This is a genomic window from Amycolatopsis tucumanensis (assembly GCF_021654135.1).
In the GTDB taxonomy this organism is placed as follows: domain Bacteria; phylum Actinomycetota; class Actinomycetes; order Mycobacteriales; family Pseudonocardiaceae; genus Amycolatopsis_E; species Amycolatopsis_E tucumanensis.
This window is the reverse complement of record NZ_JAKGSD010000001.1, coordinates 36,366-60,153: the sequence shown is the minus strand read 5'-3', so window position 1 is coordinate 60,153 and position 23,788 is coordinate 36,366. Positions and strand designations below refer to the sequence as shown.

General features: G+C 74.8%; 25 protein-coding genes. 11 read left to right on the top strand and 14 right to left on the bottom strand.

Features of this window, described 5'->3' with window-relative positions; genetic code table 11:
* Positions 1-20: 20 nt before the first annotated feature.
* Positions 21-2,636 carry a winged helix-turn-helix domain-containing protein gene (locus L2C96_RS00310; protein ID WP_237334623.1) on the bottom strand — a complete coding sequence of 872 codons (2,616 nt, stop codon included), beginning with the start codon at positions 2,634-2,636 and terminating at the stop codon, positions 21-23.
* 215 nt (positions 2,637-2,851) lie between these two features.
* On the opposite strand from L2C96_RS00310, the gene L2C96_RS00305 reads away from it, so the two are divergent.
* Together L2C96_RS00305 and L2C96_RS00300 are read left to right on the top strand one after the other, a co-directional pair.
* Positions 2,852-3,085 (top strand): DUF8691 family protein, encoded by a 234-nt coding sequence (locus L2C96_RS00305; protein ID WP_039791719.1) that lies wholly within the window; start codon positions 2,852-2,854, stop codon positions 3,083-3,085.
* The gene (locus L2C96_RS00300) at positions 3,078-4,412 is read left to right on the top strand and encodes a hypothetical protein (RefSeq protein ID WP_237334622.1); all 1,335 of its coding nucleotides are present in this window, start codon (positions 3,078-3,080) and stop codon (positions 4,410-4,412) included. Before L2C96_RS00305 ends, L2C96_RS00300 begins: the two co-directional genes overlap by 8 nt.
* Here L2C96_RS00300 and L2C96_RS00295 read toward each other — a convergent pair.
* From L2C96_RS00295 to L2C96_RS00280, 4 genes are read right to left on the bottom strand one after another with little or no spacing between them, the layout of a single operon-like run.
* Positions 4,378-4,845, bottom strand: a complete 468-nt coding sequence (locus L2C96_RS00295) for a hypothetical protein (protein WP_237334621.1) — start codon at positions 4,843-4,845, stop codon at positions 4,378-4,380. The genes L2C96_RS00300 and L2C96_RS00295 overlap by 35 nt on opposite strands.
* 37 nt (positions 4,846-4,882) lie before the next feature.
* Positions 4,883-5,428: an RDD family protein gene (locus tag L2C96_RS00290; RefSeq protein WP_084506146.1), complete on the bottom strand. Its 546-nt coding sequence runs from the start codon at positions 5,426-5,428 to the stop codon at positions 4,883-4,885.
* Positions 5,412-5,897, bottom strand: coding sequence for a hypothetical protein (locus L2C96_RS00285; protein WP_020420111.1), 486 nt, complete (start codon positions 5,895-5,897; stop codon positions 5,412-5,414). Before L2C96_RS00285 ends, L2C96_RS00290 begins: the two co-directional genes overlap by 17 nt.
* Before the next feature lie 34 nt (positions 5,898-5,931).
* Complete coding sequence (locus L2C96_RS00280) at positions 5,932-7,362, bottom strand: DUF2252 domain-containing protein (RefSeq protein ID WP_237334620.1); 1,431 nt, start codon at positions 7,360-7,362, stop codon at positions 5,932-5,934.
* Positions 7,363-7,473: 111 nt separating this feature from the next.
* Here L2C96_RS00280 and L2C96_RS00275 point away from each other — a divergent pair, with 111 nt between their 5' ends.
* On the top strand, positions 7,474-8,808 hold the full coding sequence (locus tag L2C96_RS00275) for a diacylglycerol/lipid kinase family protein (RefSeq protein ID WP_237334619.1): 1,335 nt from the start codon (positions 7,474-7,476) through the stop codon (positions 8,806-8,808).
* A 3-nt stretch (positions 8,809-8,811) separates the two neighbouring features.
* Here the strand turns inward: L2C96_RS00275 and L2C96_RS00270 are convergent, their stop codons facing one another.
* Positions 8,812-9,318 carry a DUF1269 domain-containing protein gene (locus L2C96_RS00270; protein WP_020420114.1) on the bottom strand — a complete coding sequence of 169 codons (507 nt, stop codon included), beginning with the start codon at positions 9,316-9,318 and terminating at the stop codon, positions 8,812-8,814.
* Positions 9,319-9,469: 151 nt separating this feature from the next.
* On the opposite strand from L2C96_RS00270, the gene L2C96_RS00265 reads away from it, so the two are divergent.
* The 4 genes from L2C96_RS00265 (at position 9,470) to L2C96_RS00250 (ending at position 11,457) form a co-directional block, all read left to right on the top strand.
* On the top strand, positions 9,470-9,895 hold the full coding sequence (locus L2C96_RS00265; protein WP_020420115.1) for a DUF7144 family membrane protein: 426 nt from the start codon (positions 9,470-9,472) through the stop codon (positions 9,893-9,895).
* Positions 9,896-9,917: 22 nt separating this feature from the next.
* Complete coding sequence (locus tag L2C96_RS00260; RefSeq protein WP_020420116.1) at positions 9,918-10,388, top strand: DUF7144 family membrane protein; 471 nt, start codon at positions 9,918-9,920, stop codon at positions 10,386-10,388.
* Positions 10,389-10,473: 85 nt separating this feature from the next.
* The gene (locus L2C96_RS00255; RefSeq protein ID WP_237334618.1) at positions 10,474-10,638 is read left to right on the top strand and encodes a hypothetical protein; all 165 of its coding nucleotides are present in this window, start codon (positions 10,474-10,476) and stop codon (positions 10,636-10,638) included.
* A 117-nt stretch (positions 10,639-10,755) separates the two neighbouring features.
* A complete protein-coding gene (locus L2C96_RS00250; RefSeq protein WP_237334617.1) occupies positions 10,756-11,457 on the top strand; it encodes a lysophospholipid acyltransferase family protein in 702 nt (233 codons plus the stop codon).
* Positions 11,458-11,459: 2 nt separating this feature from the next.
* On the opposite strand, the gene L2C96_RS00245 is transcribed toward L2C96_RS00250, so the two are convergent.
* Genes L2C96_RS00245 through L2C96_RS00235 form a run of 3 tightly spaced genes read right to left on the bottom strand, consistent with a single transcriptional unit; the run spans position 11,460 to position 12,966 of the window.
* Positions 11,460-11,891 (bottom strand): archease, encoded by a 432-nt coding sequence (locus tag L2C96_RS00245; RefSeq protein ID WP_235716207.1) that lies wholly within the window; start codon positions 11,889-11,891, stop codon positions 11,460-11,462.
* A gap of 59 nt (positions 11,892-11,950) precedes the next feature.
* On the bottom strand, positions 11,951-12,424 hold the full coding sequence (locus L2C96_RS00240; protein WP_237334616.1) for a YceI family protein: 474 nt from the start codon (positions 12,422-12,424) through the stop codon (positions 11,951-11,953).
* Positions 12,421-12,966, bottom strand: coding sequence for a hypothetical protein (locus L2C96_RS00235; RefSeq protein WP_237334615.1), 546 nt, complete (start codon positions 12,964-12,966; stop codon positions 12,421-12,423). The genes L2C96_RS00240 and L2C96_RS00235 overlap by 4 nt, the downstream gene beginning before the upstream one ends.
* Positions 12,967-13,096: 130 nt before the next feature.
* Between L2C96_RS00235 and L2C96_RS00230 the strand changes: the two genes are divergently transcribed.
* Positions 13,097-15,763, top strand: coding sequence for a helix-turn-helix transcriptional regulator (locus L2C96_RS00230; protein ID WP_237334614.1), 2,667 nt, complete (start codon positions 13,097-13,099; stop codon positions 15,761-15,763).
* 43 nt (positions 15,764-15,806) lie between these two features.
* On the opposite strand, the gene L2C96_RS00225 is transcribed toward L2C96_RS00230, so the two are convergent.
* The gene (locus tag L2C96_RS00225) at positions 15,807-16,550 is read right to left on the bottom strand and encodes an LPXTG cell wall anchor domain-containing protein (protein ID WP_237334613.1); all 744 of its coding nucleotides are present in this window, start codon (positions 16,548-16,550) and stop codon (positions 15,807-15,809) included.
* A 681-nt stretch (positions 16,551-17,231) separates the two neighbouring features.
* Entirely contained in the window at positions 17,232-18,230 is a 999-nt protein-coding gene (locus L2C96_RS00220; RefSeq protein ID WP_237334612.1) for an SDR family oxidoreductase, read from the bottom strand.
* A 101-nt stretch (positions 18,231-18,331) separates the two neighbouring features.
* On the opposite strand from L2C96_RS00220, the gene L2C96_RS00215 reads away from it, so the two are divergent.
* Positions 18,332-18,988, top strand: a complete 657-nt coding sequence (locus tag L2C96_RS00215; RefSeq protein WP_237334611.1) for a hypothetical protein — start codon at positions 18,332-18,334, stop codon at positions 18,986-18,988.
* A gap of 1 nt (position 18,989) precedes the next feature.
* Here the strand turns inward: L2C96_RS00215 and L2C96_RS00210 are convergent, their stop codons facing one another.
* Positions 18,990-19,868: a LysR family transcriptional regulator gene (locus tag L2C96_RS00210; RefSeq protein WP_237334610.1), complete on the bottom strand. Its 879-nt coding sequence runs from the start codon at positions 19,866-19,868 to the stop codon at positions 18,990-18,992.
* A gap of 83 nt (positions 19,869-19,951) precedes the next feature.
* Here L2C96_RS00210 and L2C96_RS00205 point away from each other — a divergent pair, with 83 nt between their 5' ends.
* Positions 19,952-20,656 (top strand): type 1 glutamine amidotransferase domain-containing protein, encoded by a 705-nt coding sequence (locus L2C96_RS00205; RefSeq protein WP_237334609.1) that lies wholly within the window; start codon positions 19,952-19,954, stop codon positions 20,654-20,656.
* Between the two features lie 76 nt (positions 20,657-20,732).
* Positions 20,733-21,215 carry a MarR family winged helix-turn-helix transcriptional regulator gene (locus tag L2C96_RS00200; RefSeq protein ID WP_237334608.1) on the top strand — a complete coding sequence of 161 codons (483 nt, stop codon included), beginning with the start codon at positions 20,733-20,735 and terminating at the stop codon, positions 21,213-21,215.
* Here the strand turns inward: L2C96_RS00200 and L2C96_RS00195 are convergent.
* Positions 21,182-22,495 carry an alpha/beta hydrolase gene (locus tag L2C96_RS00195; protein WP_237334607.1) on the bottom strand — a complete coding sequence of 438 codons (1,314 nt, stop codon included), beginning with the start codon at positions 22,493-22,495 and terminating at the stop codon, positions 21,182-21,184. The two genes, L2C96_RS00200 and L2C96_RS00195, sit on opposite strands and share 34 nt — an antisense overlap.
* Positions 22,492-23,778 carry an MFS transporter gene (locus L2C96_RS00190; protein WP_237334606.1) on the bottom strand — a complete coding sequence of 429 codons (1,287 nt, stop codon included), beginning with the start codon at positions 23,776-23,778 and terminating at the stop codon, positions 22,492-22,494. Before L2C96_RS00190 ends, L2C96_RS00195 begins: the two co-directional genes overlap by 4 nt.
* Between the last annotated feature and the right edge of the window lie 10 nt (positions 23,779-23,788).

The window sequence follows — 23,788 nt, the reverse complement described above, 5'->3', positions numbered from 1 at the left end:
GTCCTCACCGGACAGGGTCGTCATTCCCCCGGTTCCGCGCCGTGCACGTCGAGCAGTCCGCGCGCGATCGCCACCGCGACGGCGTCCCGCCGCCGGTGCACGCCCAGTTTCGCGTAGATCCCGCGCACGTGGGTCTTCACCGTGTTCGGCGACACGGTCAGGTCGTTGGCGATCTCCTCGACGGACCGCAGCGTGGGCAGCAGCCGCAGCACGCTGCGCTCGCGTTCGGTGAGCGGCTCGGGCATCGCGCTGCCGCCCAGGTGCCGCCTGCGTTCCAGGAGTTTCGCGGCGAAGCCCTCCCGCCCGCCGAGCCTGCCGAGCAGTCCGATCAGCACGGAGATCACCTCCTCCGGCGCGAACACGTAGGGCCGCCAGACGTCGAGGCGTTCCGCGTCGGCCAGGGCCTCGGCCACCAGCCGCCGCGCGGTGTCGAGGTCGCCGTGGTGCAGGACGATCCGGGTGCGCAACAGGCGCGCCTCGATGGCCGACCACGGCAGCACGGCGGTGACGCTGCCGTCGACGACGGGTTGCAGTGCCTTGGCGGCGGGCCCGTGCCTGCCCAGCGCGATCTGCGCGCGCGCTCGCATCAGCAGGAGCTCGGCGGTCCGCCCGAACTCGTTCAGGCACCACGCCACGACTTCGCGGGCGTGGTCGGCCGCGCCGGCCAGCAGCGCCGCCCGGTGCTCGAGGACACCCGAGACCGCGGCGTACTCCGGTTGCAGCGCGCGGTCGCCGAGGCCGAGGCGCACCCGGCGCATCCGCCGCAGGCCGCCCTGCCAGTCGCCGGTGTCGAACTGCGCGGCGCCGCCGAGCATCTCCGCGGCCACCTCCAGGTTCCCCCCGATCCGCGCGGCCATGCCGTCGACGGCGCGGGTGGTCTGCACGACGAGCCGCACGCACTCCTCGGGCTCGGCCCGCAGCAGGGCGCGGTATGCGCGGACCACGCCGGTGGTCGCGCCTTCGATCGTGCCCCGGGCGCTGGCCGCCACCGAGTCGAGACGTTCGCCGATTCGGTCCACCGCCGGGAAATCCCCGTCCAGGACGGCGAGTTCACCGAGCATCGTCAGCGCGCGGGCCTCGACGTGGCGCTGGCCGGTCGCCCCGGCCCGGTTCGCCACCGCGTCGACGTGGTCCCGCGCGCCGCGGCGCTCGCCGGTCAGCAGCACCTCCGTTTCGCGTTGCAGCCCGGCCAGCGCCTCCAGATCCGTGTCGCGGGCGAGCTCCGGGTCCACCTCGCGCGCGGCGCTCGCCATTTCGGCCAGGTCGCCGTCCAGCTGGGCCTGGCGGGAGCGGGCGAGCTGCCGGAGCACCACGAGTTCCGGCTGCGGCTCCGCCGGCCACGCGTCCTCCGCGTGGCGCAGGTGCAGCTCGGCCGTGCCGGTCTCACCGGTCTCGAGGCTGAGCGCCGCCGCGAGCAACGCCAGCCGCGGCTCCCGCGCCACCGGCGTTTCGCCGAGCACCCCGAGCGCCTCCCGCAGCACGGTGTGCTCGCCGGCGAGGAAGAGCGGCACCGCGTCCGTCCGCAGCAGGGCGGCCGTGCGAGCGGCGTCGGGGGCGCGGGCGGAGTGCAGCAGCGCCTGCGCGGCGTCACCCCGGCCCTCGAACCACGCCGCGGCGAGCCGGTGCTGGCCCGCCAGCCGGTCCGGGTCGCGCCGCGCGAGATCGGCGAGCAGGTAGGTGCGCAGCAGCGGCAGGATCCGGTAGCCGTCCGCCGCGCCCGTTTCCCGCACGACGACACCGGCCCCGGCGAGGTCGTGCAGCACGGCCGCGGCGTCGGACCGGCCGGCCAGGGCGGCGGCCAGCGCGGGCGAGGTGTCCGCGCACACGCTGATCAGCCGCAGGAACTCCCGCACGGCCTCGTCGAACCCGGCCAGCACCTCCTGGTCCAGGTACTCCTCCAGCGCCCGGTCGTGCCCGGCGAAGAACTCGTCGAGACCGCCCTCGCGCACGGCCGCGGCGGCGGCCAGCCGCAGCGCGACCGCCCAGCCCTCGGCCTCCTCGTCCAGCCTGCCCAGAACCCGCGCCGGGACGTCACCGCCGCTCACGGCGAACAACGCCCGCGTCTCGGCCGGGGTGAACCGCAGGTCATCGGGGCCGATCTCGAACAGCTGGTCCGACAGCCGCAGGCGGGCCAGCGGGAGCGGGGGTTCGCGCCGCCCGGACAGCACCAGCCGCAGGCCGGCCGGCTGGTGCCGCACCAGCGCGTCCAGCGCGGTCCGCTGCCCCGCGCCGGCGAGCGCCTCCACGTCGTCCAGGATCAGCAGCGCCCGCCGGGGCAGGACGTCCAGCGCGTCGAGGACCTCGGCGAGGAAACCCGGGTCGGCGGCGGGGTCGCGGGGCACGCTCAGCGTGCGCAACGGGCTGCCGGGCGGGATCCCCGGTCCCGCGGCGAACGCGTCGAGGACCGCCGACCAGAACCGGTGGTCGTCGCGGTCGTCCGGATCCAGCGACACCATCGCCGCCGGGCCGGCCCCGCGGCTGCGCGCCCATTCGGCGAGCAGCAGGGTCTTGCCGGCCCCGGCGGGCGCGCGGACGACGGTGACCGGAGCGGCGGCTCGGTCGAGCAGCGTCAGCAACCGGGGACGGGAGACGAAGTGCGCGGGCAGATCGGGCGCCGTGATCTTGCTCCTCGGCACGCGCCCGCGATCCTCCCCGCTCCCCGGGTCCCGCATCACACTCCCTCTCGCCGGCTCCCAGTGTGGACACCCGGCGCGGCCGTTTCCAGCGGCCAGTGGCATCTCACCCAGGGCAGGCGAGGAAAGCGGCCCGCCCGGCACGGAGTGTGGCGCTGCCGGGCAGCGGCCGGATGCCGTCGCCCCCACCTGCTCGAGGAGGCGGAGTCGTGCCGGAGATGAACTACGAGTTCCGTGTCCACGGGCGGTGCTCACCGCAGCTGCGGCAGGCGGTGGGCGAGTTCAGCGAGGTGCGCGTCGTCCCCGCTCCGCCGGAGACCATCATCTACGGCGCGGTCTCCGACCAGGCGCACCTGCACGGGCTGCTGTTGCTGCTGGAGGACTTCGGCCTGCAGATCGTGTCGGTGCACCGGATCCCCGAGCTGCCCAGAACGGAGACCGGTGATGACTGACACCTCGAGCCGTGCCACGCCGCTGACCGACGGCGAGCGCGCGGAACTCGACCGGTTGCGCGCGGAAATCGCCACGCTGCGCGAGCGCACGCCGAGACGGCGGATCCGGTGGCGTTCGCTGGCCACGGGCGTGATCCTGACGCTGGGGTGCCTGCTGATGCCGGTCGCCCTGCTGACCGTCTGGGTGCACAACCAGGTGGCCGACACCGACCGCTTCGTCGAAACGACCAGCCCCGTCATCCGCGAACCGTCAGTGCAGACCGCCATCACCGACCGGGTCACCGCCACCGTGTTCGAGTACGTCGACGTGCCCGAGCTGACCTCCGACGCGCTGGGTGTGCTCAGCGCCCAGGGCGTCCCGCCCGCGGTCACCGACCGGTTGCAAGGGCTCGCCGGGCCGCTGGAGTCGAGCCTGCGCGGGTTCGTGCGCGACCGGGTCGCGGCGATCGTGTCCGGCCCCCGCGTCGCCGAACTGTGGGACCGCTCGCTGCGCACGGCCAGCGAGCAGATGAACGCGGTGCTGTCCGGCCGGAGCGAGGCGGTGGTGGTGTCCGACGGCGAGGTGCGGCTGGACCTCGCGCCGTTCATCGCCGAGGCCAAGAACCAGCTGGTGCAGTCCGGGTTCGGCGTGGCGAGCCGGATCCCCGACGTCCACCCGACGATCGCGATCACCGACGCCACCACCCTGGAACGGGCGAAGAACGGCTACTCGCTGCTGGACAAGGCGGCCACCTGGCTGCCGTGGGTCGCGCTCGCGCTGATCGCCCTGGGCGTCTACGCCGCCCGGCGCCACCGGCGCGCGCTGATCGGCGCCGGCCTCGGTGTGTCGCTGGGGATGCTGGTGATCGCCGCGGCGCTGCTGATCACCCGGGGCGTGCTGGTCGGCGCGGTGCCGCCGCGCGCGACCGTGGCCGCCGGGGTCTCCTACGACCTGATCGTCCGGTTCCTGCGCGACGGCCTGCGGCTGGTGTTCGCCATCGGCCTGGTGGTCGCGCTGGGCGCGTTCCTGGCCGGGCCGTCGGCCACAGCGGTGGGCGTCCGCCGGGGCGCGGGGAAGGCGATCGGCTGGCTGCGCCGCGGCGGGGCCAAGGCCGGATTGCGCACCGGCCCGGTCGGCCCGTGGGTGCACGCGCACCTCACCGCGCTCCGGTTCGGCCTGCTCGGCGTCGCCGTGCTGGTCTTCGTCTCGCTGAGCAGCCCCAGCGGGCTCACGGTGCTGGTGATCGCACTGGTGCTGGTGTTCGCCCTCGGCGTGCTGCAGTTCCTGGACCAGCCCCGCGGCGACGAGGTGATCAACCGGACGGCGGGCTCGCCTGGCACAGGGTGACGGCCTCGCGCAGGGCCGCGAGCGCGTCGTTCGCCGCGGCCCGCACCTGCGGCAGGTCCGGCGGCAGCGCCGTCAGCGCGGACCGCACGCGCTCCAGCGCGGCCTTCGCCTCGTCCAGCCGGGCGGCGGTGTCCGCGCCGACGACGGCGCGCACGATCTCGACCGACGCGGCCAGCTGCTCGGCCGCCACGCGCACCTGCTCGCCGGTGGCCTGCCCGTTGACGAACTGGGTGACCGTCTCGACGAGCGCCTGCCCGGTGGACACGAGGGCTGCGCACTCGGGACGGCTCGTGGCGCTCGTCGCGGGGCTGCCGCCGGTGGTGGCGGTGGTGGTGGACGTCGCCGAGCCGCCCTCCCCACCGCAGGCGACCGCGCACAGGACGGCCGCGGCGCCCAGCGCCACGCCCGCGGACCGCACGCGAGCATCCACCACGATCGCCTCCCCTCGTCCGGAAACCCCGCCACGATGACTACGCCGCGCTGTCCCCGGCGTCACTCGTTCCGGGTGAGACCGGCCGGAGCCGGGGGTTCCAGTCGTAGACGACCGACGTGCGCAGCAGCAGGTCCTGCAGCGACCGGCGGCGGCCACCGGCCACCACCCACAGCAGGCCGACCGGGACGAACACGCACCCGAGCGCCCGCGCCAGCGCCCGCACCGGGCGGGGCGGACGGCCGCGGTGGTCCACCACGCGCAGCGCGAGCAGCTGGTCGCCGACGCTGCGGCCGGTCGCGGTCCAGCACACGGCGAGGTAGAGCACCGCGATCCCGGCGGCCACGGCGAACGTCACGAGCCTGGCCGGCGCGGGGAAGGTGAACCGCACCGGGTCGAGCGAGTACTCGACCACCGCCCACCCGAGGTAGAGGCCGGCGAGCACCACGCCCAGCACCACGCAGTCCACGACCGCGGCGAGGGTGCGGCTGACCAGTCCGGCGGGCCTGCCCTGGTGGGCGCGCGCGGGTGCGGGCAGCGCGGCGAACCAGGCCGCACCCGGCCCACCGTCAGGTCGCGGCGTCATGCCCGGCCGGGAGCGGCCGCCGCCGTGCGGCGAAGATCCGCCCCGCCCATCGGGCCACCGCGTCGTCCGCGGCCATCGCCTGGATCCGCGCGTCACGCACCGACTCGTTCGCGACCGACCCGGTCGAGGTCCGGATGATCTCCGGCAGGTCGATCTCCTCGATCACGCCGCGCACGATCCCGGCCAGGTCCAGTTCGTCGAGCACGGTCACCACCACGGCGGGCGCGACCCGGCGGAACAGGCGCACACCGTGCGCCACCGCCTCCTGCCGCCGCCGCTGCCCGTCTTCGGCCAGCTCGCGCAGCGGGGCCGGCCAGTTCCCGGTCCGCACGACCGGCGCGAGCACCGGCCGCACGGGCGCGAGGGCAGTGCGCGCCAGGCTTCGCAGCGCGGTGACGGCCAGTGCGCCGCCGCCGAGCACCAGATCCGCGGCGGCCGGACCCGGCCGTGGGCCCTCCGCTGCCACCATGCCGGGATCGTGCCGCGGACCGCCCGCGCCGGCCTCACCCGTCCCGGGTGGTGATGCGCCCCTCGTCGATCGCCGCGCGCAGCGCACCGTGGTCGCGCTCGTTCTGGTCGGCGGCCGTGGTGGCGAAGTCCCGGACCGCGTGGTCGAACACCGGAGACGATCCCAGGTAGGCGGCGATCGCCACGCAATCGCCGGACCGCGCGTGCGCCCTGGCCAGGGTCCAGCCGCACAACCGCGCGTAGGCGGCGAGCCCCTCGGGCCGCATGCCCGACACGGCCGCCGACCCCTTCCAGTCCCGCAGCTGGCGCAGGTAGAAGTCGCGGCTGCGGTCGTCGAACCCGCGCACCCGCACCCAGCCGAGGAAGATGTCGCTCACCGTCTGCATCAGGCGCTGGCCGACCACGACGCGCTGCCCGGCGTTGGCGAACCGGCTCGGTCCGGCGAACCGTTCCAGCACCGATTCGCCCGCCTCCTTGGCCTGCAGGAACAGCGGGTCGTGCTCGTCGTTGCCGAGCAGCAGGATCATCCAGCAGCGGGTGCCGACGCTGCCGACGCCCACGACCTTGAGCGCCATGTCGGCGACCGCGTAGCGGTCCAGCAGCGCCCGCCGTTCCGGCTCCAGCGAGCGCCGGTACGCCTGCAGGATCGCGTCCAGCCGCTCCGCCGTCTCGGCCGGGTCCACCCCGTCGCCCGCGACGCGGTCCAGCGGGATGATCCGCGGCTCGTCCGGGACGATCCGCAGCCGCCCGCCGTCGACCGCGGCGAACCGCCGCAACGAGCCGCTGTGGCCGGAGCTGCGGGCCTTGGCCACGGTCCGGTCCAGGCGCCGGCGCCGCCCGGCCGAGAGCTCGCCGGCGTACACCTCGCGCACGGTCTCCACGTCGGCGTGGGCGTACCAGACCTCCAGCGCGGTGCTCGCGGCGAACTCGCGCAGCGCGCGCCGGTACTCGCCGACCACCGCGAGCACGGCGGTCGTCCGCTGCCTGCCGGTGTGGCCGTTGTCCCGCCCGGCGACCTCGACGCTCGCCGCCAGCCGCTTGACGTCCCACTCCCACGGCCCCGGCAGCGTCTCGTCGAAGTCGTTGATGTCGAAGACCAGACGCCGTTCCGGCGAAGCGTAGAGACCGAAGTTCATCAGGTGGGCGTCACCGCAGGCCTGCACGGTGAACCCGGTGACCGGCGTGCCGGCCAGGTCGGCGGCCATCGGCAGCGCGGCGCCGCGGAAGTAGGTGAACGGCGTGACCGCCATCCGCCCGTAGCGGATGGGCACCAGCTCGGGCACGCGGGAGGCGTCCTGGCCGGCGAGAAGTTCCAGCGGCCCGGGTCCGTCACGGGTCCAGGCGGCGTGCCGGGACCGCGGAACCCGCGTCCGCGCGGCCTTTCCGCGTCCGGCCCGCTCGGCGCGGGTCAGGCCGGCGCCGTCCACGGCCGCCAGGGGCATCGTGCGTGTCGTGGTGCGTGTCATCCCGGCACGGTCCGCGCCGGCGCCGCGGAACGCCTCCTCCGGCCCGGGTGAGGCCGGTCCCGGGCCCCGCGGTCACAGTGGTGGCCCGGCAGCGGGAGGCGGTGTGTGGCGATGACCGGTCGTGCGGTTCGCTCCCCCGCGGCGCGGCGCGGGTTCGCGCTCGCCGCTCTGCTCGCGGGCGCCACGGCGCTCGCCGTCACGGTCCTGGTGCTGTTGCGGGACCCGGTCGAGCTCGTGGTCGCGGCGGTACTCGTGGGGGTTGCCGTGGCGGCCGCGTGGGCGGCGCTGGTGCGGCGGGGACCGCGGCGCGTCCTGTCCGCCGCGGTGGCGGTGCTCGCGCTGGCCGCCACGGTGGCGCTCCCGGATCTGCGCGCCTACCTGTGGTTCCTCGTGGTGGTCGTGCTGGTCGCGCTGTCCGGGGCGGCGACTCGGGCCGCGCTCGGGCACCCGCCGTCCGCCGACGGCAAGCGCGTCGGCCCGGCCCGGCGCGGGGTGCTGATCCTGAACCCGCGGTCGGGCGGCGGGAAGGCGGCCCGGTTCGGGCTGGCGGAGCGGGCCCGCGCGCTCGGGGTGGAGCCGGTCGAGCTGCGCCCCGGCGACGACCTGCGGGCACTGGCCGAACAGGCGGCCGACGGCGGCGCGGACGTGCTCGGCATGGCAGGCGGCGACGGGTCGCAGGCGCTGGTCGCCGACGTGGCCCGGCGGCACGGACTGGCGTTCGTCTGCGTCCCGGCGGGCACCCGCAACCACCTCGCGCTCGACCTGGGACTGGACCGGGAGGACGTGCCCGCGGCGCTGGCCGCGTTCGGCGACGCGCTGGAACGCCGCATCGACCTGGCCGAGCTCAACGGGCGGGTGTTCGTCAACAACGTCTCGCTGGGCGTCTACGCCTCGGTCGTCCAGTCGCCCGACTACCGCGACGCCAAGGCGGCGACTGTCGCCCGGCAGCTGCCCGGCCTGCTCGGCCCGGACGCGCCGCGGCCGGACCTCCGGTTCGGCCTGCCGGACGGTTCCCGCAGCGAATCGGCCGACGTGGTGCTGGTGTCCAACGGCCCCTACCGGCTGGAGCACCTGAGCGGGTTCGGCACGCGGGAACGCCTGGACCGCGGATCGCTCGGCGTGGTCACCGTGACGGTGAACCGCGCGGCCGAGGTGCCGCGGCTGGTCTCGGCGGAGATGGCGGGCCGGATCTCCCGGTTCCCCGGGTACCGGTCGTGGTCGGCGCCGGAGTTCGTGGTGGAGTCGGGACTGCCCGCGGTCGAGGCGGGCGTCGACGGTGAGGCGGCGCGGCTGGCGCCGCCGCTGCGGTTCCGGATCCTGCCGGGCGCGCTGCGGGTGCGGGTGCCGCGCGACGCGCCCGGAGCGTCCCCGGCGGCGCTGCTGCCACCGGGGACGCGGGCCGTGGTCGCGGCACTGTTCCGGGTGCTGTCCGGCCGGACCACCTGACGGTCACACCCGCTGCGCCTCCTCCGACTCGGCGAAGGCCTCGCGCAACCGGGTCTCCTGCTCGGCGGAGAGGTTGGTGGTGATCAGGGTCGCGCCGGTCTCCTTGAACGGTTCGAGCACCCGGTCGGCCACGACCTCGCTGGTGACGACGAACAGCGCCGACGTCCCGGGCGTCACCTGGCGCTGCACCTCGCGGATGAAGTCCTCGTCGATGCCGCCGTGCCGCATCGACCCGGCCAGCGCGCCCATCGCGGCGCCCACCGCCATTCCCAGCAACGGGATGAAGAAGATCAGCCCGAACAGGAAGCCCCAGAAACTGCCGCCGAGCGCGCCCGCACCGGTCAGCTTGCCCAGTTCCTTGGTCTTCGGCCTCTTCCGCCCTTCGGGCCAGCTGACGTACGCCGCGTCCTGGATCCTGATCAGCTGTTCCTTCTGCAGCCTGGTCAGCAGCCCGAGTGCGTTCTCGGCCCCGTGCGGCGACTCGAACTTCCACACGCTCAACGTGCCCATACCTTCCTCCTGTTCACCCGGTTCGGGTTTCGACGCGGGGGACTGTGCGCGGCGCGCGGCCCGGTGCCATCACCCGCGGGGAATGAGGCGTCCGCGCGGGCGGCGGTGCACCGTGGAACGTCCGGACCCCGGCTTCCGCGGGAGGCGCGACATGACCGACAGCTACACCTCTTCCACCCCACCCCGGACGGCCACGGGCTGGACCGGGTGGGTCTCCTTCGGCGGGATCATGCTGGTCCTGCTCGGCCTCTTCCACGCGGTGGAGGGCCTCGTCGCGGTGTTCGACGAGGACTACTTCGCGGTGCCCTCGTCGGGTCTCGTCGTCGAGGTCTCCTACGACGTGTGGGGCTGGGTGCACTTCGGGCTCGGGGTCACCGCCGTCGTCATCGGCTGCGGCGTCCTGGCCGGCAACCGCGTCGCGCAGTACCTCGGCGCGATCCTGGCCGGCGCGAGCGCGATCATCCACCTCGCCTTCGTGCCCGCGTACCCGGTCTGGTCGCTCATCGTCATCACGCTCGACGTCTTCGTGATCTACGCGCTCATCGCGCACGGGCGGGAGATGCGGCTCACCGACTGATCCGCTCCAGCAGGAGGAACCCATGACTCAGCAGCATGCGCAGCCCCACGTCGAGCCGCTGGGCGGCACCCGTCCCCCGGAACCGGCGCCCGCCCCGTACGAGTCACGCTCGGCCTGGATGGGCTGGGTGTGGTTCGGCGGCGCGATGATGGTGCTGCTCGGGATCTTCAACGTCATCGAGGGGCTGGTCGCCCTGTTCAACGACGAGTACTACCTCGTCGGGGCCGCGGGCACGCTGGTGTTCGACCTGACCGGCTGGGGCTGGGTGCACCTGATCGTCGGGGCGCTCGCCGTCGCCGCCGGCATCGGGCTGTTCACCGGCGCCGCGTGGGCCCGTGTCACGGCGGTCGTCCTGGCCACGGTGAACGCGGTCGCCCAGCTGGCGTTCCTGTCGGCGTACCCGGTGTGGGCCACGCTCGTCATCGCGCTCGACGTGGTGGTCATCTGGGCGGTGGTCGTCCACGGCGGCGAGGCACGCCGGCTCCAGCGGTGACGGCCGCGGAGGGCCCTGCGCCACACGGATTTTCCTGGGAGCGCTGACGGATCCCCGGATAATCGCGGACGACGGCGGAGCCGGGGTGATCGTCATCGACCCGCTCCTCGTGCGCGTGGTCGTGCAGGTCACCCCCGGCACCGAGGCGCCCGCGGAGAGCGACGTGGCGCAACTTCTTCCTGACCGGAGCCGTGGAACTGCGGGGAACGCCGGCGAGCACGGCGTCGGCCGGACACGATCGCCGCGATGACCGCTGCCGGACCTGTTCGACGCCCTGGCCGGCCCGTCACCTTCCGACCGGAGAACCGGACGAACGTCACATCCGCACCCTACGCGAAAGTAACCTACGGTCCCGTAACCTGACGGGATGGCAGAGCTCGTGTACCCGCCCGTCGTCCTGTTCGCCAAGACCATGTTCCGGGTCCTCGACCTGAAGCTGCGGGTCGAGGGCAGCGAGCACGTGCCGGCCCGCGGCGGCGCGGTCATCGCCTGCAACCACGTCTCCTACCTGGACTTCGTCTTCTGCGGGCTGGGCGCGCAGCCCGCGAAGCGGCTGGTGCGCTTCATGGCCAAGAAAGAGGTCTTCGACCACCGGATCTCCGGGCCGCTGATGCGCGGAATGCGCCACATCCCGGTCGACCGCAAGGCAGGCCGCGGCGCCTACGACGAGGCGGTCGCCCGGCTGCGCGCCGGAGAGGTCGTCGGCGTCTTCCCGGAGGCCACGATCAGCCCGTCGTTCACCGTCGAGGAGGTCAAGTCGGGCGCGGCACGCATGGCGGCGCAGGCCGGGGTGCCGCTGATCCCGATGGCGGTGTGGGGCTCGCAGCGCCTGTGGACGAAGGGCAGGCCGCGCAACCTGACACAGCGGCACGTGCCCGTCTCGATCCTGATGGGCGAGCCGCTGCGCACCGGCCCGGACGACGACGCCGACGCGGTCACCCGCGAGCTGCGCGACCGGATGAGCCTGCTGCTCGACAAGGCGCAGGCGGAGTACCCCGACAAGCCCGCGGGCCCCGACGACCTGTGGTGGCTGCCCGCCCACCTCGGCGGCACCGCGCCCGCGCCCTGAATTCAGACGTCGATCAGCGCGGTGGCCAGCCACCGCCCGTCACCCGCCGGCTCGCAGCGCAACCCCGTCGCGGACACGCGCTTCGGGAGCGCGCCGCACGGCAGGATCGCGCCCGCGTCCACCGTCGCGCATTCGACCGACAACCCGGTGGCCGTGCGGACGACCGTGACGGACACCGGGATGCGGTTCAGCACGCGGATGCAGTCGATCGCCCTGGTGAGCAGGGCGCGGAGCAGGTCGGTGTCGCTGCCGCCGGACACGCTGAACCGCACGTCGGACGACGGCCGCGGCACCCGGCCCAGGAAGCTGCGGACCATCGCCTCCACCGCCTCGGCCAGGCAGGCCTCGCGGCCGGCGGCCCACGCCCGGATCCGCAGATCCGCGGCGTGGACCGGACGGCGGCCGTCCCGGCCGGCCAGTGCCCGCGATCCCACGCGGTCCACGATCCGCCCGCCCGCGGCCGCACGCACCACCCGCCGGGGATGAACCGTGGTCAACCGGGCGCCAGGCGGACGTCCACAGTGATCTCGATGTGACGGCCGATCACGAACCGCGGGACGCGCATCCGCAGCGGGGCCCGGTCGAGGACGCCGGTCGCGATCAGGTGTGGGGCCTCCGGGCGGTCGTCCGGGGCCGGCTGGACCGTCAGCGTGATCGGGCAGGTGGCGCCCCGGAGCTCCAGCGCGCCGTCGACACGCCCGGCGTCGACAGCAGTGCCGGTGAACCGCAGCACCGGCCGGGCCGCGCTGTCGAGCAGGCTCGGCTTGCGCAGGTCGGCGTCCCGTTTCGCGTGGCCGGTGTCCAGCCCCTCGAGGTCGAGCTCGGCCCGCACGGCCGAGCCCTGCACCGAGCCGCCCCGCACCGGGATGGTGCCGGTGACCCGATTGAACCCGAGGTTCCGGACGGCGAACCGCGCGGTGGTGCCCGCGGCGACGACGGTCCAGTTCCCGCTGCGCACGGCGGTCATCGGGGATCACCCACCGGCGCGGGCAGGTCCGCGTGGAGCACGCGGTGCACGTCGACGCGGTCCGGGCCGGGGAGCAGGGCCTCGTCCTCGCCGGGCAGCAGCTCGGTCGTCATCACGGCCCGCTGCGCCGCCTCGATCGCCTCGACGCTGTCGGCGAAACCCAGCACCAGGCAGGCGTTGTCCTCCCCCACCAGCGCGTAGCAGTTGCCTGCTCCCGGCACCTCGCGGACGGCGGGCCAGATCCGGTCGCGTCCCGCGCGCGCCCCGGCGTCGGAGACCTCCTGCCTGCGCGGCCCGGCGAACCAGGTGAGCTGCGCGAACCGCGGTTCGCCCGGCGCGGTGCCGGTGAACTCGACCTGGTAGACCGCCGAACCGCCGTCCGCGGCAGCGCTGTCGCGGTCCGGCCAGAAGGTGATCTCGGCGCCGGCCGCGCCGGCGATCTCGGCGAGCACGCAGCCGCCGAGGGAGCCGGGCCGGGACGTGCCCCGGTCCTCGTCTCCGTCGCCGGACGAGCGCCGGAACTGGTGAACGGTGGCGTACATCGGGTTCTCCTTCCCGCTGTGGTGACCGCACGACTGTCCGCCCGGCGGCGGGGCCGCCACATCAGTGCCGGCACGGATGCGCGGCACTGAATCCCGTCACGGAGCGGGCCGCGCGGGCGATACTCCTGGCGTGGGCACCGAGCCGTTCGTCGGCCGCGCCGCGGCGCGGGGCGAGGTCGCGCGCCTGCTCGGCGACGCCGCCGCGGGCGCGGGCGGACTGCTGCTCGTCGCGGGCCCGGCAGGCATCGGCAAGACCCGGCTCTGCGAGGAAGCCACCGCGGGCGGCCCGGCGCCGGTGCGGTGGGGCCGGTGCGTCGACGATCCGGGCGCGCCGCCGCTGTGGCCGTGGCGCCGCGTCCTGGCCGGGCTGGACGTGCCGGAACCGGACCAGGTGGGCGACCTGGCCGCCGCGCGGTTCCGCTTCGCGGCGGCCGCCACCGACGCGCTGGTGGCCGCCGCCGAGCCGGACGGCCTGGTGCTCGTGCTGGAGGACCTGCACTGGGCGGACGAAACGTCGCTGCGGCTGCTGCGGCACCTGGCCGGCGAGCTGCACCGGTCCCGGCTCGCCGTGCTCGCGACCTACCGCGACACCGAGCCGGGGCGGCTCGACGCGGCGCTGCCCGACCTCCTCGGCCGTCCCGGCGCGCACGGCATCACCCTGCCGCCGCTGTCCGAAACCGAGGTGCGCGAGTTCCTGGCCCACCACGGTTGCGGCCTCGACGCCCGGCACGCGTTGCGGCGATCCGGCGGCAACCCGCTGTACCTGCGGGCGATCGCGCGGTCCGGCGACGGCGTTCCGCTCGGCCACCTCGTGCGCACGACGGTCGCGGCGCTTCCGTCGCCGACGCGGGAACTGCTGGAGATCGCCGCCGTGCTCGGCGAGGAGGTCGACAGCGCCGTCCTCGCCGAAGTGTCCGGAGTGGACGATGTGGCCCGCTGGCTCGATCCCGCCGTACGGGCCGGGGTGCTGGTGCCGGCAGGCGCCGGGCTGCGCCGCTTCGCGCACGCCGTCGTGCGGGACGGGATCTACGCCGGCCTCGAACCCAGCGTCCGCGAGTCCCTGCACGCCCGCGCCGCGCGGGCGCTGGAAGACCGGGCCCGGCGGGATCCGGCGCTGGCCGGGGTGGTCGCCGGGCACTGGCTGCGGTCCGCCGCCGACACACCCGCTCTGTCGCGCGCCGCGGACTGGGCCCGGCGAGCGGCCGCGGAGGCGACGCGCTCGCTCGCCTTCGCCGAAGCGGCCCGGTTCCTGGGTTTCGCGCACGACGCCCTGCGCCGGGCGGGCGAGTTGTCGCGCCTGCCCGAGCTGCTGATCGAGCTCGCCACCGCCGAGTACCGCGCGGGCCGCTTCCGGCAGGCCTTCGAGCACGCCCGCGAGGCCGCGCGCGGCCGTCCCGACCTCGCGGCCGCGGCGGCACTGGTCGTGCGGGACATCGCCGCCCCGGATCTGGTGCCGGGCCTGGCCGAGCTGGCCACGACCGCGCTCGGCGTCGTGCACGATCCCGCGCCGCGGTCCCGGCTGCTGGCCCAGTGCGCGTCACTGGCGGCCGAGACCGGGAGCACCGCGGAAGCCGCCCGGCTCGCCGACGAGGCGCTCGCGCTCGCCGAGTCCAGCGGCGACCCGGAGGCGCTCGTGGACGCGGTGCGGGCGCGGTTCAAGGTGTGGCCGATCGAGCTGCCGCTGCCGGAACGGCTCCGGCTCGCCACACTGGCCATCGACCTCGCCGCCCGGACCGGCCAGCCGCTGCTGGCGTTGTGGGGGCACAAGTGGCGGCTGGACGCGGCCTTCGAGGTCGGCACGATGACCGCCGTCGACGTCGAGCTGGCCGCGATCTCCGAGCTGGCGCGCGCCACCCGGCTGCCGCTGGTGCGCTGGCACGAGCTGCGGCTGCGCGCGTCGGTCCTGGCCTACCGCGGGTCGTTCGCGGCGGCCAGGGAGCTGGACGAGCTGGCCACCGAGGTCGCCACCGCCGAGCTCGCCGAGGACGAGACCGCGGCCGGGTTGTCCTTCGCGTTCCGCCAGCAGCTGGCCACGGTCACCGGCGACCCGGGCGAGATCCCCGACGGCGCCGACTTGGCGCTGGACCAGACCCCGGCGCTCGCGATCGCCGTCGTGTCGGGACCGGTGGTGGCGCTCGTGCTCGGGCGGCGGGCGGAAGCGGCCGCCCGCTACGAGGCGGTCCGGCCGAAGGTCGACACCGCGTTCCTCGCCCAGAACCCGGCGACCGCGTTCCACCTGCTGTTGCTCGCGGACGAGTTCGGCGACCGCGAGATCGCCGGGCTGGTGGCCGACCACCTCGCCACGCTGCCGCCGGTGGTCTCCGGCGGGGCCGGGGTGTTCTGCTCGGACACGTTCGTGGCGTGGCGGGCGCGTGCCGCGGCGGTGCTGGGCCGGGACGAGGACGCGCGGCGCTGGTTCGCCGAGGCCATCGCGATCGACACCCGCACCGGCGCGCGCCCGTACGTCGTGCTGAACCGGCTCGCGCTGGCCGGACTGACCGGCGACGCACCGCTCGCGCGGGTCGCGCTGTCGGAAGCGCGGCGCCTGCGGATGCCCGGCGCCGTGCGGCGCGCGTCGGAGCTGCTGGACCGCCTGCGGGCGGCCGATCCGCTGACCGCGCGGGAACGGGAGATCGCCGGCCTGCTGGCGGCGGCGCTGTCCAACCGGGCCATCGCCGAGCGGCTGGTGCTCTCGGAGCGGACGGTGGAGAGCCACGTGCGCAGCATCCTGAACAAGCTGAACCTGGCCAACCGCACGCAGATCGCGGAGTGGGCGCGCACGGCCGGCGTCGGCTGACCGCCCGGCGGACCGGAGGTGACCGGTCCGCCGGGCGGGTGGATCAGGCCTTCCGGCGGGCGCGGACCACGAACAGCAGCGCCGCGCCGCCGAGGACCAGCGCCGCGCCGAGCGCGATCAGCCAGCCGCCGTCGAACCCGGTGTAGGCCAGTTCCTCGGCGTTCTGCGTGGTCGCCTTCGGGCCGCCGCTGGTGGTCGCGACGGCGCCGCCGCCGGCCGCGGAGCTGCTGGTGGTGCCCGCGCTGGACTCCGGCGTCGTGCTCACGGCGCTCGACGACGACGTGCCCGGGGACGCGGTCGTCGTCGCGGTGGTGGTCCCGGTCCCCGGCGTGCTGGGCGCGGTCGTCGTGGTGGTGGTCGTGTTCTCGGTGCCGCAGACGAACCAGTGGCTCAGCTGCGGGATGTTGGCGTTCTGGCCGGTCACCGGGGCCCGCAGGTCCATCCACGGTGGACTGTCCGGCAGGCCGAGCTTGCCGGGTTCGTAGACGTTGTAGGCGCTGCCGCCCTTGACGACGATGCCGGTCACCGTGATGTCCGGGGAGACGGTGAGGATGTCGAGGTACTGGTCGTCCTCGAGCTTGCCGCGGGTGTAGGTGTAGTCGTCCGGCGAGGTGAGGATCGAGCCGGCGAGCTTGGCATCGGCGCAGGTGCTGGCATTGCCCTCGTGCCGCGTGGCACGGGGGTCTTCGGCGGCCGCGTGGGCCGTCGCGGTGCCGAGAACGAAACCGGTGGCCAGCAGGGCCCCGGCGACGGCCGCGCGCAGCGACCGGCGTCCGATGAACGTCATCGTGGGAACTCCAGGAAGGGTCGGGGGATTTCGCGCGCCGCCGGGCGGCGCTACGAGCAGGCGCACGCTACCCCGGATGGCGGAACATGATCACGCCGGAATGCGCTCGGTGACCGTTTCGAGTCCGTTTGGTGCTCGTTCCGAAGTAGAACACCGGTAAACGCGAGTGTGTTTCAACCACGATGTAGAGCAGTGGTGGGTGATTCTTTGACTGAACGTCGTGCAGATGGGGGCCTCCACAGTGGACCGGTGTCGCCGCGAGGTCTCATCCCGGCGCCGATTCGGCGCAGGCGTGCCTGCACGTCCTCGGCCTCACCCGCCAGGCGCAGCGGGACGCCCGGGGCCAGGACGCACCACGAACCCGCCCGCTCCGTCGAACTCCACTTCGTACAGTGCGTCGAACCCTTCGGTCCAGTCCAGCGGCTCGAGCCGGGCCAGTGTCGCGAACAGGCCGACCTCCGGCACGCGGCGTGCACGGGAAGCGTTGCGCCGCAACGATCCCGCGCGGTCCGGCGGGCCCTACCTCCGAGAGCTCCGCGACCAACCGCGACTGAGGCGCCTCCCGCCGTCGCGCGTTCGGCCACAGGTCCTTGCTGACGTGCGCGTGGTCCCCGGCCAGGCACCGCCGGTAGAACGTCGTCTTGCCGGAGGCCTGCAGGCCGGCCGGCACGGCGAGCCGGGTCAGCGCGACGCCTCCCGGCGGTGCAGCGCCGACACCGCGGCCGTCAGCAGCTCCCCCGGGCGAGGCAGGCGCCCGACCGCCCGGCTGAACGCGCTGCCCCGGAACACCCGGCCGCCCTCGCTGCCGTGCACGCTCCCCGTCTCCGCCACCGGACTGTCCACATTGTCCACCCCGTTGTCCGGGCGCTCGTTGCGGAACGCCCCGGCTCCCAGCCGCCGCACCGAAAGCACCGCGTCGGTGAACGCGGGCGACAGCCGCTGCCCCAGGAAGAACGCCAGCGCCGCCCCGCCGACCGGGATCTCCCGTCGCGGGTGCTCCGCGGCGAACACCACGCTCTCGGCCACGCTTTCCGGCGCGTACACCGGGGGCGGCGGCTTCGGCAGGGCGCCCATCTTGCTGCGCGAGTGCTCGAAGAACGGGGTGTCGATCGCCGCGGGCAGGATCGTCGACACGGCGATCGGGTCGCCGCGCTGGGCCAGTTCGATCCGCAGGCAGTCGTAGAACCCGCGCAGCGCGAACTTGCTCGCCGTGTACGGGGCGTGCAACGGCACGGCGCGGACGCCCTCGACCGAGGCGATCCCGATGACGACCCCGCCACCGGCCCGCCGCAACGCGGGCAGCGCGGCCTTCGTGCCGTGCACGTGGCCCAGGAAGTTCACCCGCATGACGCGCTCGAACTCCGCGTCGCTGATCTCCTCGACATACCCGAACACCGCCACCGCCGCGGCGTTCACCCACGTGTCGATCCGCCCGAACTCGCGCTCGGCCTCGTCCGCAAGCCGCCGGACTGCGGCGGGGTCCGCGACGTCGGTCGGCACCGCCAGAGCCTGGCCGCCGCCGTCGCGAATCTCCCGCACCAGCGAGTCCAGCGCCTCCACACCGCGCGCCGCGCACACCACGCGCGCGCCCCGCTCCGCGAAGGCGAGCGCGCTGGCCCGCCCGATCCCGCTGGAGGCCCCCACGATGACGACCACCTGCTCGGACACCGGTTTCGGCATGGCGACTCCTTCCGTCCCCGGGGCGGTACCCGCTCGGCCGGGGTGGCAACCAAACGCCCCCGGCGCGCGTCGAAGCAGGAACAGCCAAGGGGAGGACCGGGATGACGACGAGCACGCGAGGCCGCTGGACCGGCTGGTGGTACCTGCCGGTGACGATCCTGTCGCTCGGCATCCTGGCGTGGGTGCCGTTCGTGCACGCCGCGGTGCGGCTGCGCCGGCCGCGGATCCACCTGTGGGCGGTCCTGTACTTCGCGGTACTGGTGGCCGTGCTGGCGGTCCTGCCGCCCGGCGACAGGACGTCGACGCCGGCGGACGACACGCGCTCGGTCATCGGCGGCGCCGTGATGATCGCGATGATCGCCCTCGCTTCGGTACAGCAGCACTTCCTGCGGCGCCGCGGGAGCACCCCGCGCCCGGCCGCGCCACCCGAGGATCCGGCGGTGGCCCGGGTGAAGGCCGCCCGGGAACGCCGCAGGCAGGCCCGCGAGCTGGCCGCGAACGACCCGGCGATGGCGCGCGAGCTGCGCATCGGCCGCCCCGACCTGCCCCGCGACTACGACGACGGCGGCCTGGTCGACCTCAACGCCGCCCCGGCCACGGCGATCGCCCAGACCTGCGCCGTCGACCCCGCGGTCGCGCAGCAGATCGTCGACGCCCGCGCCGGCGTCCGCTTCTCGGCCGTCGACGACGTCTTCGCCCTCACCGAGCTGCCCCTGGACACGTGGGACGCGATCCGGGAACGGGGCATCGTCATCTGAGCTACCAGGTGCGCGCCTCGCGCAGAAGGAGGTCCCGCACGCGCTCGACCGCGGGGTTCACCTCGGAGCCGGGCCGCTGCGCCAGGAACACCGTGTTGAACGGCGCCTCCTCCGGCTCGTGCAGCGGGACGAGGGCGCCGGCCGCGAGCTCGGCGGCGCACAGGTACCGCGGCAACACGCTGTACCCGGCGCCGGCGGTCACCGCGGCCACCACCCCGCGCAGGTCGGGCATGGTCACCGCCGCCTCGGCGGTCAGCCGCTTGCCGAACACGTCCCGCCAGTACCGGCGCGCGATCGGCAGGTCCTCGGCGTAGGTCACCAGCGGCAGGCCCGCCACCGCGCCGCACGGGTCGTCACCGGCCCGCGCGGCCCACGACGGCGCGGCGACGAGCACGTAGTCCTCGTCCATCAGCGGGTACGCCACCAGCGCACGGCCGCGGGGACGGCGGGTCGAGATCACCAGGTCGTGGTGCCCGGCGCGCAACTGCTCCAGCAGCGGATCGGTCAGCCCGGTCGCCACCCGCAGCCGCCCGCCACCGGCGACCAGTGGCGCCAGCGCGGGCATCACACGCACGCACAGCAGCTCGGCCGGCCCGGCCAGGTACACCGGCTCCGGCGGTCCGGAGTGGACGGTGGCCGTCGCGGCGACGGCGGCCAGCGCGTCGACCGGCCCCGCGATCCGGCCCGCCAGCTCGTGCGCCAGGTGGGTGGGTTCGGCGCCGCGCGGGAGGCGGGTGAACAACGCGCGGCCCAGCTGCTGCTCGAGGGTGCGCACCTGCGCGGTCACCGTCGGCTGGGACAGGCCCAGCAGGGGCGCGGCCGCGGTGAACGAGCCCGAACGGTAGACGGCGAGGAAGGTGCGCAGCAGGTTCAGGTCCACACCAGCCAAGGTATCGGAAAACCTATGGAATCGATCGCCACTTCTATTCGATTTCCGATGACTTCCCGCCTACCGTCGCAGGCATGGCGAACATTCTTTTCGTGATGACCGGCGCCGACCGCTGGACGCTGGCGGACGGCACCCAGCACCCGACGGGCTTCTGGGCCGAGGAGGCCGTGGTCCCGTTCGAGGCCTTCACCGCGGCCGGGCACCAGGTCACCGTGGCCACGCCCGGCGGTGTGGTGCCGCCCGTCGACGAGGCCAGCCTGAGCCCGGAGGCCACCGGCGGCGCCGAGGCCGCCGCCCACCTGCGCGAGGCGGCCGCCGCCGACTTCGCCGACCCGGTCGCGCTGGCCGACGTCGACCTGGACGGCTTCGACGCGGTGTACGTGCCCGGCGGGCACGGCCCGATGGAGGACCTCGCCTCCGACGCCGACTCCGGCCGGATCCTCGCCCGCGCCCTGCGGGAGGGCAAGCCGCTCGGCGTGGTCTGCCACGGGCCGGCCGCACTGCTGGCCGCCACGACCGACGAGGGCGGCAACGCCTTCGCCGGGTACCGGATCACGGCGTTCAGCAACGCCGAGGAGGAGCTGGCCGGCAACGCCGCCAAGGCGCGCTGGCTGCTGCAGGACCGGCTCACGGAGGCGGGCCTGAAGGTCGAGACGGGTGAGCCGTTCGCGCCGCACGTGGTGACCGACCGCACCGTGGTGACCGGGCAGAACCCCGCCTCGTCCGCTCTACTCGCCGCGGAACTGCTGAAACTGCTGGCTGCCGGGTCCGCGTCCTGACACAGGAGCCGGCGCGCACCAGCCACCAGGACTGGCTGGTGCGCGCGGAGTCCACAGCGGACCGTGGCAGCATGGGGTGGTGACCGAATCCCGCGCCGAGGACGCCCCGCTGACCCTCTACCTGGTCAAGCGGCTGGAGCTGGTGATCCGCTCGCTGATGGACGACGCGCTGCGCCCGTTCGGGCTGACCACCCTGCAGTACACCGCGCTGACCGCGCTGCGGCACCGCAACGGGCTGTCGTCCGCGCAGCTCGCGCGCCGCTCGTTCGTCCGGCCCCAGACCATGCACACCATGGTGCTCACGCTGGAGAAGTACGGGCTCATCGAGCGCGCGGAGGACCCGGCCAACCGCCGGGTCCTGCTCGCCACCCTCACCGAGCGCGGCGAGCGGGTCCTCGACGAGTGCACGCCGCTGGTCCGGGAGCTCGAGGACCGGATGCTGTCCGGCATGGACGACGACCGCCGCGCCGGGTTCCGCCGGGACCTGGAGGACGGCTACGGCATGCTCGCCTCGCACGCCAACGCTCAGCGCGCGTTGACGAACGGCGGCGGCGAGTAACGCGCGAACGCCGCGTCCCCGATCGTCGAAGCCACCTCCTGCAGCCGCTCCGGCCGCGCCGCGTCCGACCAGGCGCCGGTGCGGATGCGCTGCTGCACAGCGAACAACCCGGCGAGGTACTCGGCCGGGGTGAACGCGCAATGCCCCACCCGCTGCACGTACGCCTGCCGCAGCAGGGCGCTCTCCCCCGCGCGGGCCACGCGCAGCGCGTAGTCCCGCTGGTACTCCACCGGCGCGAGCTGGTCGGCGATCGTGTGCAGGGTCAGCTCCGGCACCCGCAGCTCCCCCGTCGGCGTCGACGTGCGCCGCATCCAGGCCAGCGCCCCGGCGTCGGGGGCGATGTCCGCGGCGCGGGTGAGCGCGCCCAGGTCGGCGTGCAGGTCCAGGCCCGCCTCCCGGTAGAGCGCGGCGACCTGCGGCAGCTGCGCGGACCGGTGCACCAGCCGCGCGTAATCGACGCCGGTGTTCCAGCCGCTGTCGCCGCCGGCCTCCGAGACGATGCTGACGCGCGACGGGATCACGAACGGCAGCGTCTGCAACAGCCACGTGTACTGCGCTTGTTGCTGCTGGGCGAAGTCCGTGGGCGGCCGCGGCCCCGTGGACCACGTCGGCATGTTCATCAGCGACGCCGCGAGCGCGATCCGCGCGCGGCCGTCCGGAGTGGCCTGCGCCCGCTGCACCGCCGTGGTGAGGGCGGCGACGGTGGCGGCGGCCTGCGCCGGCGTGGTGAACCCGGTGAGCTGGACCTCCTGCCCGGGCAGCAACAGCTCGGCGAGGGCGTGCATGCCGTCGAGCTGGTAGTTGTTCAGGTTCACCCCGCCGCCGACGAGACCGCACGTGGTCAGCACCCCGTCGACGCGACCGCCCTCGGCGAGCAGCGCCGACACCAGGCCGCCCATCGACTGCCCCAGCGCGACCACCTCGCGCGCGGTTCCGATGCGCTCCTCGACCGCGGCGAGGGTGCCGAGCTGGTCGGCCACCGCGGTGTCGAGCGCCCAGCCCGCGTGGGCGTAGGACGATCCGGCGAGCGCGTAGCCGCGGTCCCGCAGCGCCTGCGCGGTCGCCGCGTCGGGCGCGTCGGCGGGCGGGTTGTCCGGGCCGGGGCGGAAACCGTGGCTGAACAACACCAGCGTGCCGTTCCAGCCGGCGGGCACGTCGGCGATCCAGGTGGCGCCGTTCGGCAACGTCCCGGTGAGCCGGGTCGCGGCGCTCGCCGGCGCGGCGGGCAGGACGACGGCGAGCACCAGCGCCAGCAGCAGGACCCCGAGACGGCGGGTCACGCCTCACCCCGCGGGGTCAGCGCGACGGCGACCAGCGCCAGCAGGGCCATCCCGGCGAGGTAGACGCCCACCAGCAGCGAGCTGCCGGAGGCGGTGAAGATCGCGGTCGCCACCACCGGCGCGAGGCCGCCGCCGACCACGTTCCCCAGCTGGTAGCCCAGCGACACGCCGCTGTAGCGGATGCGGGTCGGGAACTGGTCGGACAGCAGCGCGGGCAGCGGCCCGTACTGGGCGGACACCGTGATGACCGTGACCACGCACGCCACCAGCGCCAGCACGAACACGCCGGTGTCGAACACGAGGAAGAACAGCAGCGCCGCGACGGCCTGCGCGATCGCGCCCGCGGCGATCACCTTGCGGCGGCCGAAGCGGTCGGCCAGCCCGGACAGCCCGTAGATCGCGCCGAGCTGCACCACGCTGGTGAGGATCACGACGATCAGCAGCTCGTTGCGGGAGTAGCCGACTTCCGCGGTGCCGTAGGACAGGATGTAGGTGAGGATGATGTAGCCCATCGCGGTCGACGCGCCGGTCACGAACACCGCCCGCAGCACGGCCAGCGGGTGGTCGCGCAGCACCTCCAGCAGCGGCACTCGCGCCGGGCGGTGCCGTGCGGCCTCCTCGAACAGCGGGCTTTCGGTGAGGCGGCGCCGGATCACCAGGCCGAAGATCACCAGCACGAAGCTGACCAGGAAGCCCAGCCGCCAGCCCCACTCGACGAACGCCTCGCGCGTGGAGGTCGAGGCGACCAGCAGCACCAGGTTCGCGACGATCGCGCCCGCCGGGACGCCGAGCTGCGGCGCCGCGCCGTAGAGCCCGCGGCGGGACGGCGGCGCGTGCTCGACGGCCATCAGCGCCGCGCCGCCCCATTCGGCGCCGACGCCGACGCCCTGTGCCAGCCGCAGGACCACGAGCAGGATCGGCGCGGCCACGCCGATCTGGGCGTAGGTCGGCAGCAGCCCGACCAGCACGGTGGCCGTGCCCATGATCAGCAGCGAGATCACGAGCATCCGCTTGCGGCCGATCCGGTCGCCGAAGTGGCCCGCCACGATCCCGCCGACCGGGCGCGCCAGGAACCCGACCGCGAACGTGGTCAGCGACGCGAGCTGGCTGACCGCGGGGTTGCTGGAGGGGAAGAACTGCGGCCCGAAGACGAGCGCGGCGGCCGCGCCGTAGAGGAAGAAGTCGTACCACTCGATGGCGGTGCCCACGAAACTCGCCACGGCGACCCGCCGGGCTTCGCGGGTGCCCGAGGCCTGCGCGGAGACGGCTGGCTGGTGCGTCATCGAACCACCA

Coding starts and splice junctions, on each gene's coding strand:
- L2C96_RS00305 (WP_039791719.1), top strand. CDS start 2,852: ATGAACTACGAGTTCCGTGTCCACGGGCGGTGCTCACCGCAGCTGCGG.
- L2C96_RS00300 (WP_237334622.1), top strand. CDS start 3,078: ATGACTGACACCTCGAGCCGTGCCACGCCGCTGACCGACGGCGAGCGC.
- L2C96_RS00290 (WP_084506146.1), bottom strand. CDS start 5,428: ATGACGCCGCGACCTGACGGTGGGCCGGGTGCGGCCTGGTTCGCCGCG.
- L2C96_RS00285 (WP_020420111.1), bottom strand. CDS start 5,897: ATGGTGGCAGCGGAGGGCCCACGGCCGGGTCCGGCCGCCGCGGATCTG.
- L2C96_RS00280 (WP_237334620.1), bottom strand. CDS start 7,362: ATGACACGCACCACGACACGCACGATGCCCCTGGCGGCCGTGGACGGC.
- L2C96_RS00275 (WP_237334619.1), top strand. CDS start 7,474: ATGACCGGTCGTGCGGTTCGCTCCCCCGCGGCGCGGCGCGGGTTCGCG.
- L2C96_RS00270 (WP_020420114.1), bottom strand. CDS start 9,318: ATGGGCACGTTGAGCGTGTGGAAGTTCGAGTCGCCGCACGGGGCCGAG.
- L2C96_RS00265 (WP_020420115.1), top strand. CDS start 9,470: ATGACCGACAGCTACACCTCTTCCACCCCACCCCGGACGGCCACGGGC.
- L2C96_RS00260 (WP_020420116.1), top strand. CDS start 9,918: ATGACTCAGCAGCATGCGCAGCCCCACGTCGAGCCGCTGGGCGGCACC.
- L2C96_RS00250 (WP_237334617.1), top strand. CDS start 10,756: ATGGCAGAGCTCGTGTACCCGCCCGTCGTCCTGTTCGCCAAGACCATG.
- L2C96_RS00240 (WP_237334616.1), bottom strand. CDS start 12,424: ATGACCGCCGTGCGCAGCGGGAACTGGACCGTCGTCGCCGCGGGCACC.
- L2C96_RS00235 (WP_237334615.1), bottom strand. CDS start 12,966: ATGTACGCCACCGTTCACCAGTTCCGGCGCTCGTCCGGCGACGGAGAC.
- L2C96_RS00225 (WP_237334613.1), bottom strand. CDS start 16,550: ATGACGTTCATCGGACGCCGGTCGCTGCGCGCGGCCGTCGCCGGGGCC.
- L2C96_RS00220 (WP_237334612.1), bottom strand. CDS start 18,230: ATGCCGAAACCGGTGTCCGAGCAGGTGGTCGTCATCGTGGGGGCCTCC.
- L2C96_RS00215 (WP_237334611.1), top strand. CDS start 18,332: ATGACGACGAGCACGCGAGGCCGCTGGACCGGCTGGTGGTACCTGCCG.
- L2C96_RS00205 (WP_237334609.1), top strand. CDS start 19,952: ATGGCGAACATTCTTTTCGTGATGACCGGCGCCGACCGCTGGACGCTG.
- L2C96_RS00190 (WP_237334606.1), bottom strand. CDS start 23,778: ATGACGCACCAGCCAGCCGTCTCCGCGCAGGCCTCGGGCACCCGCGAA.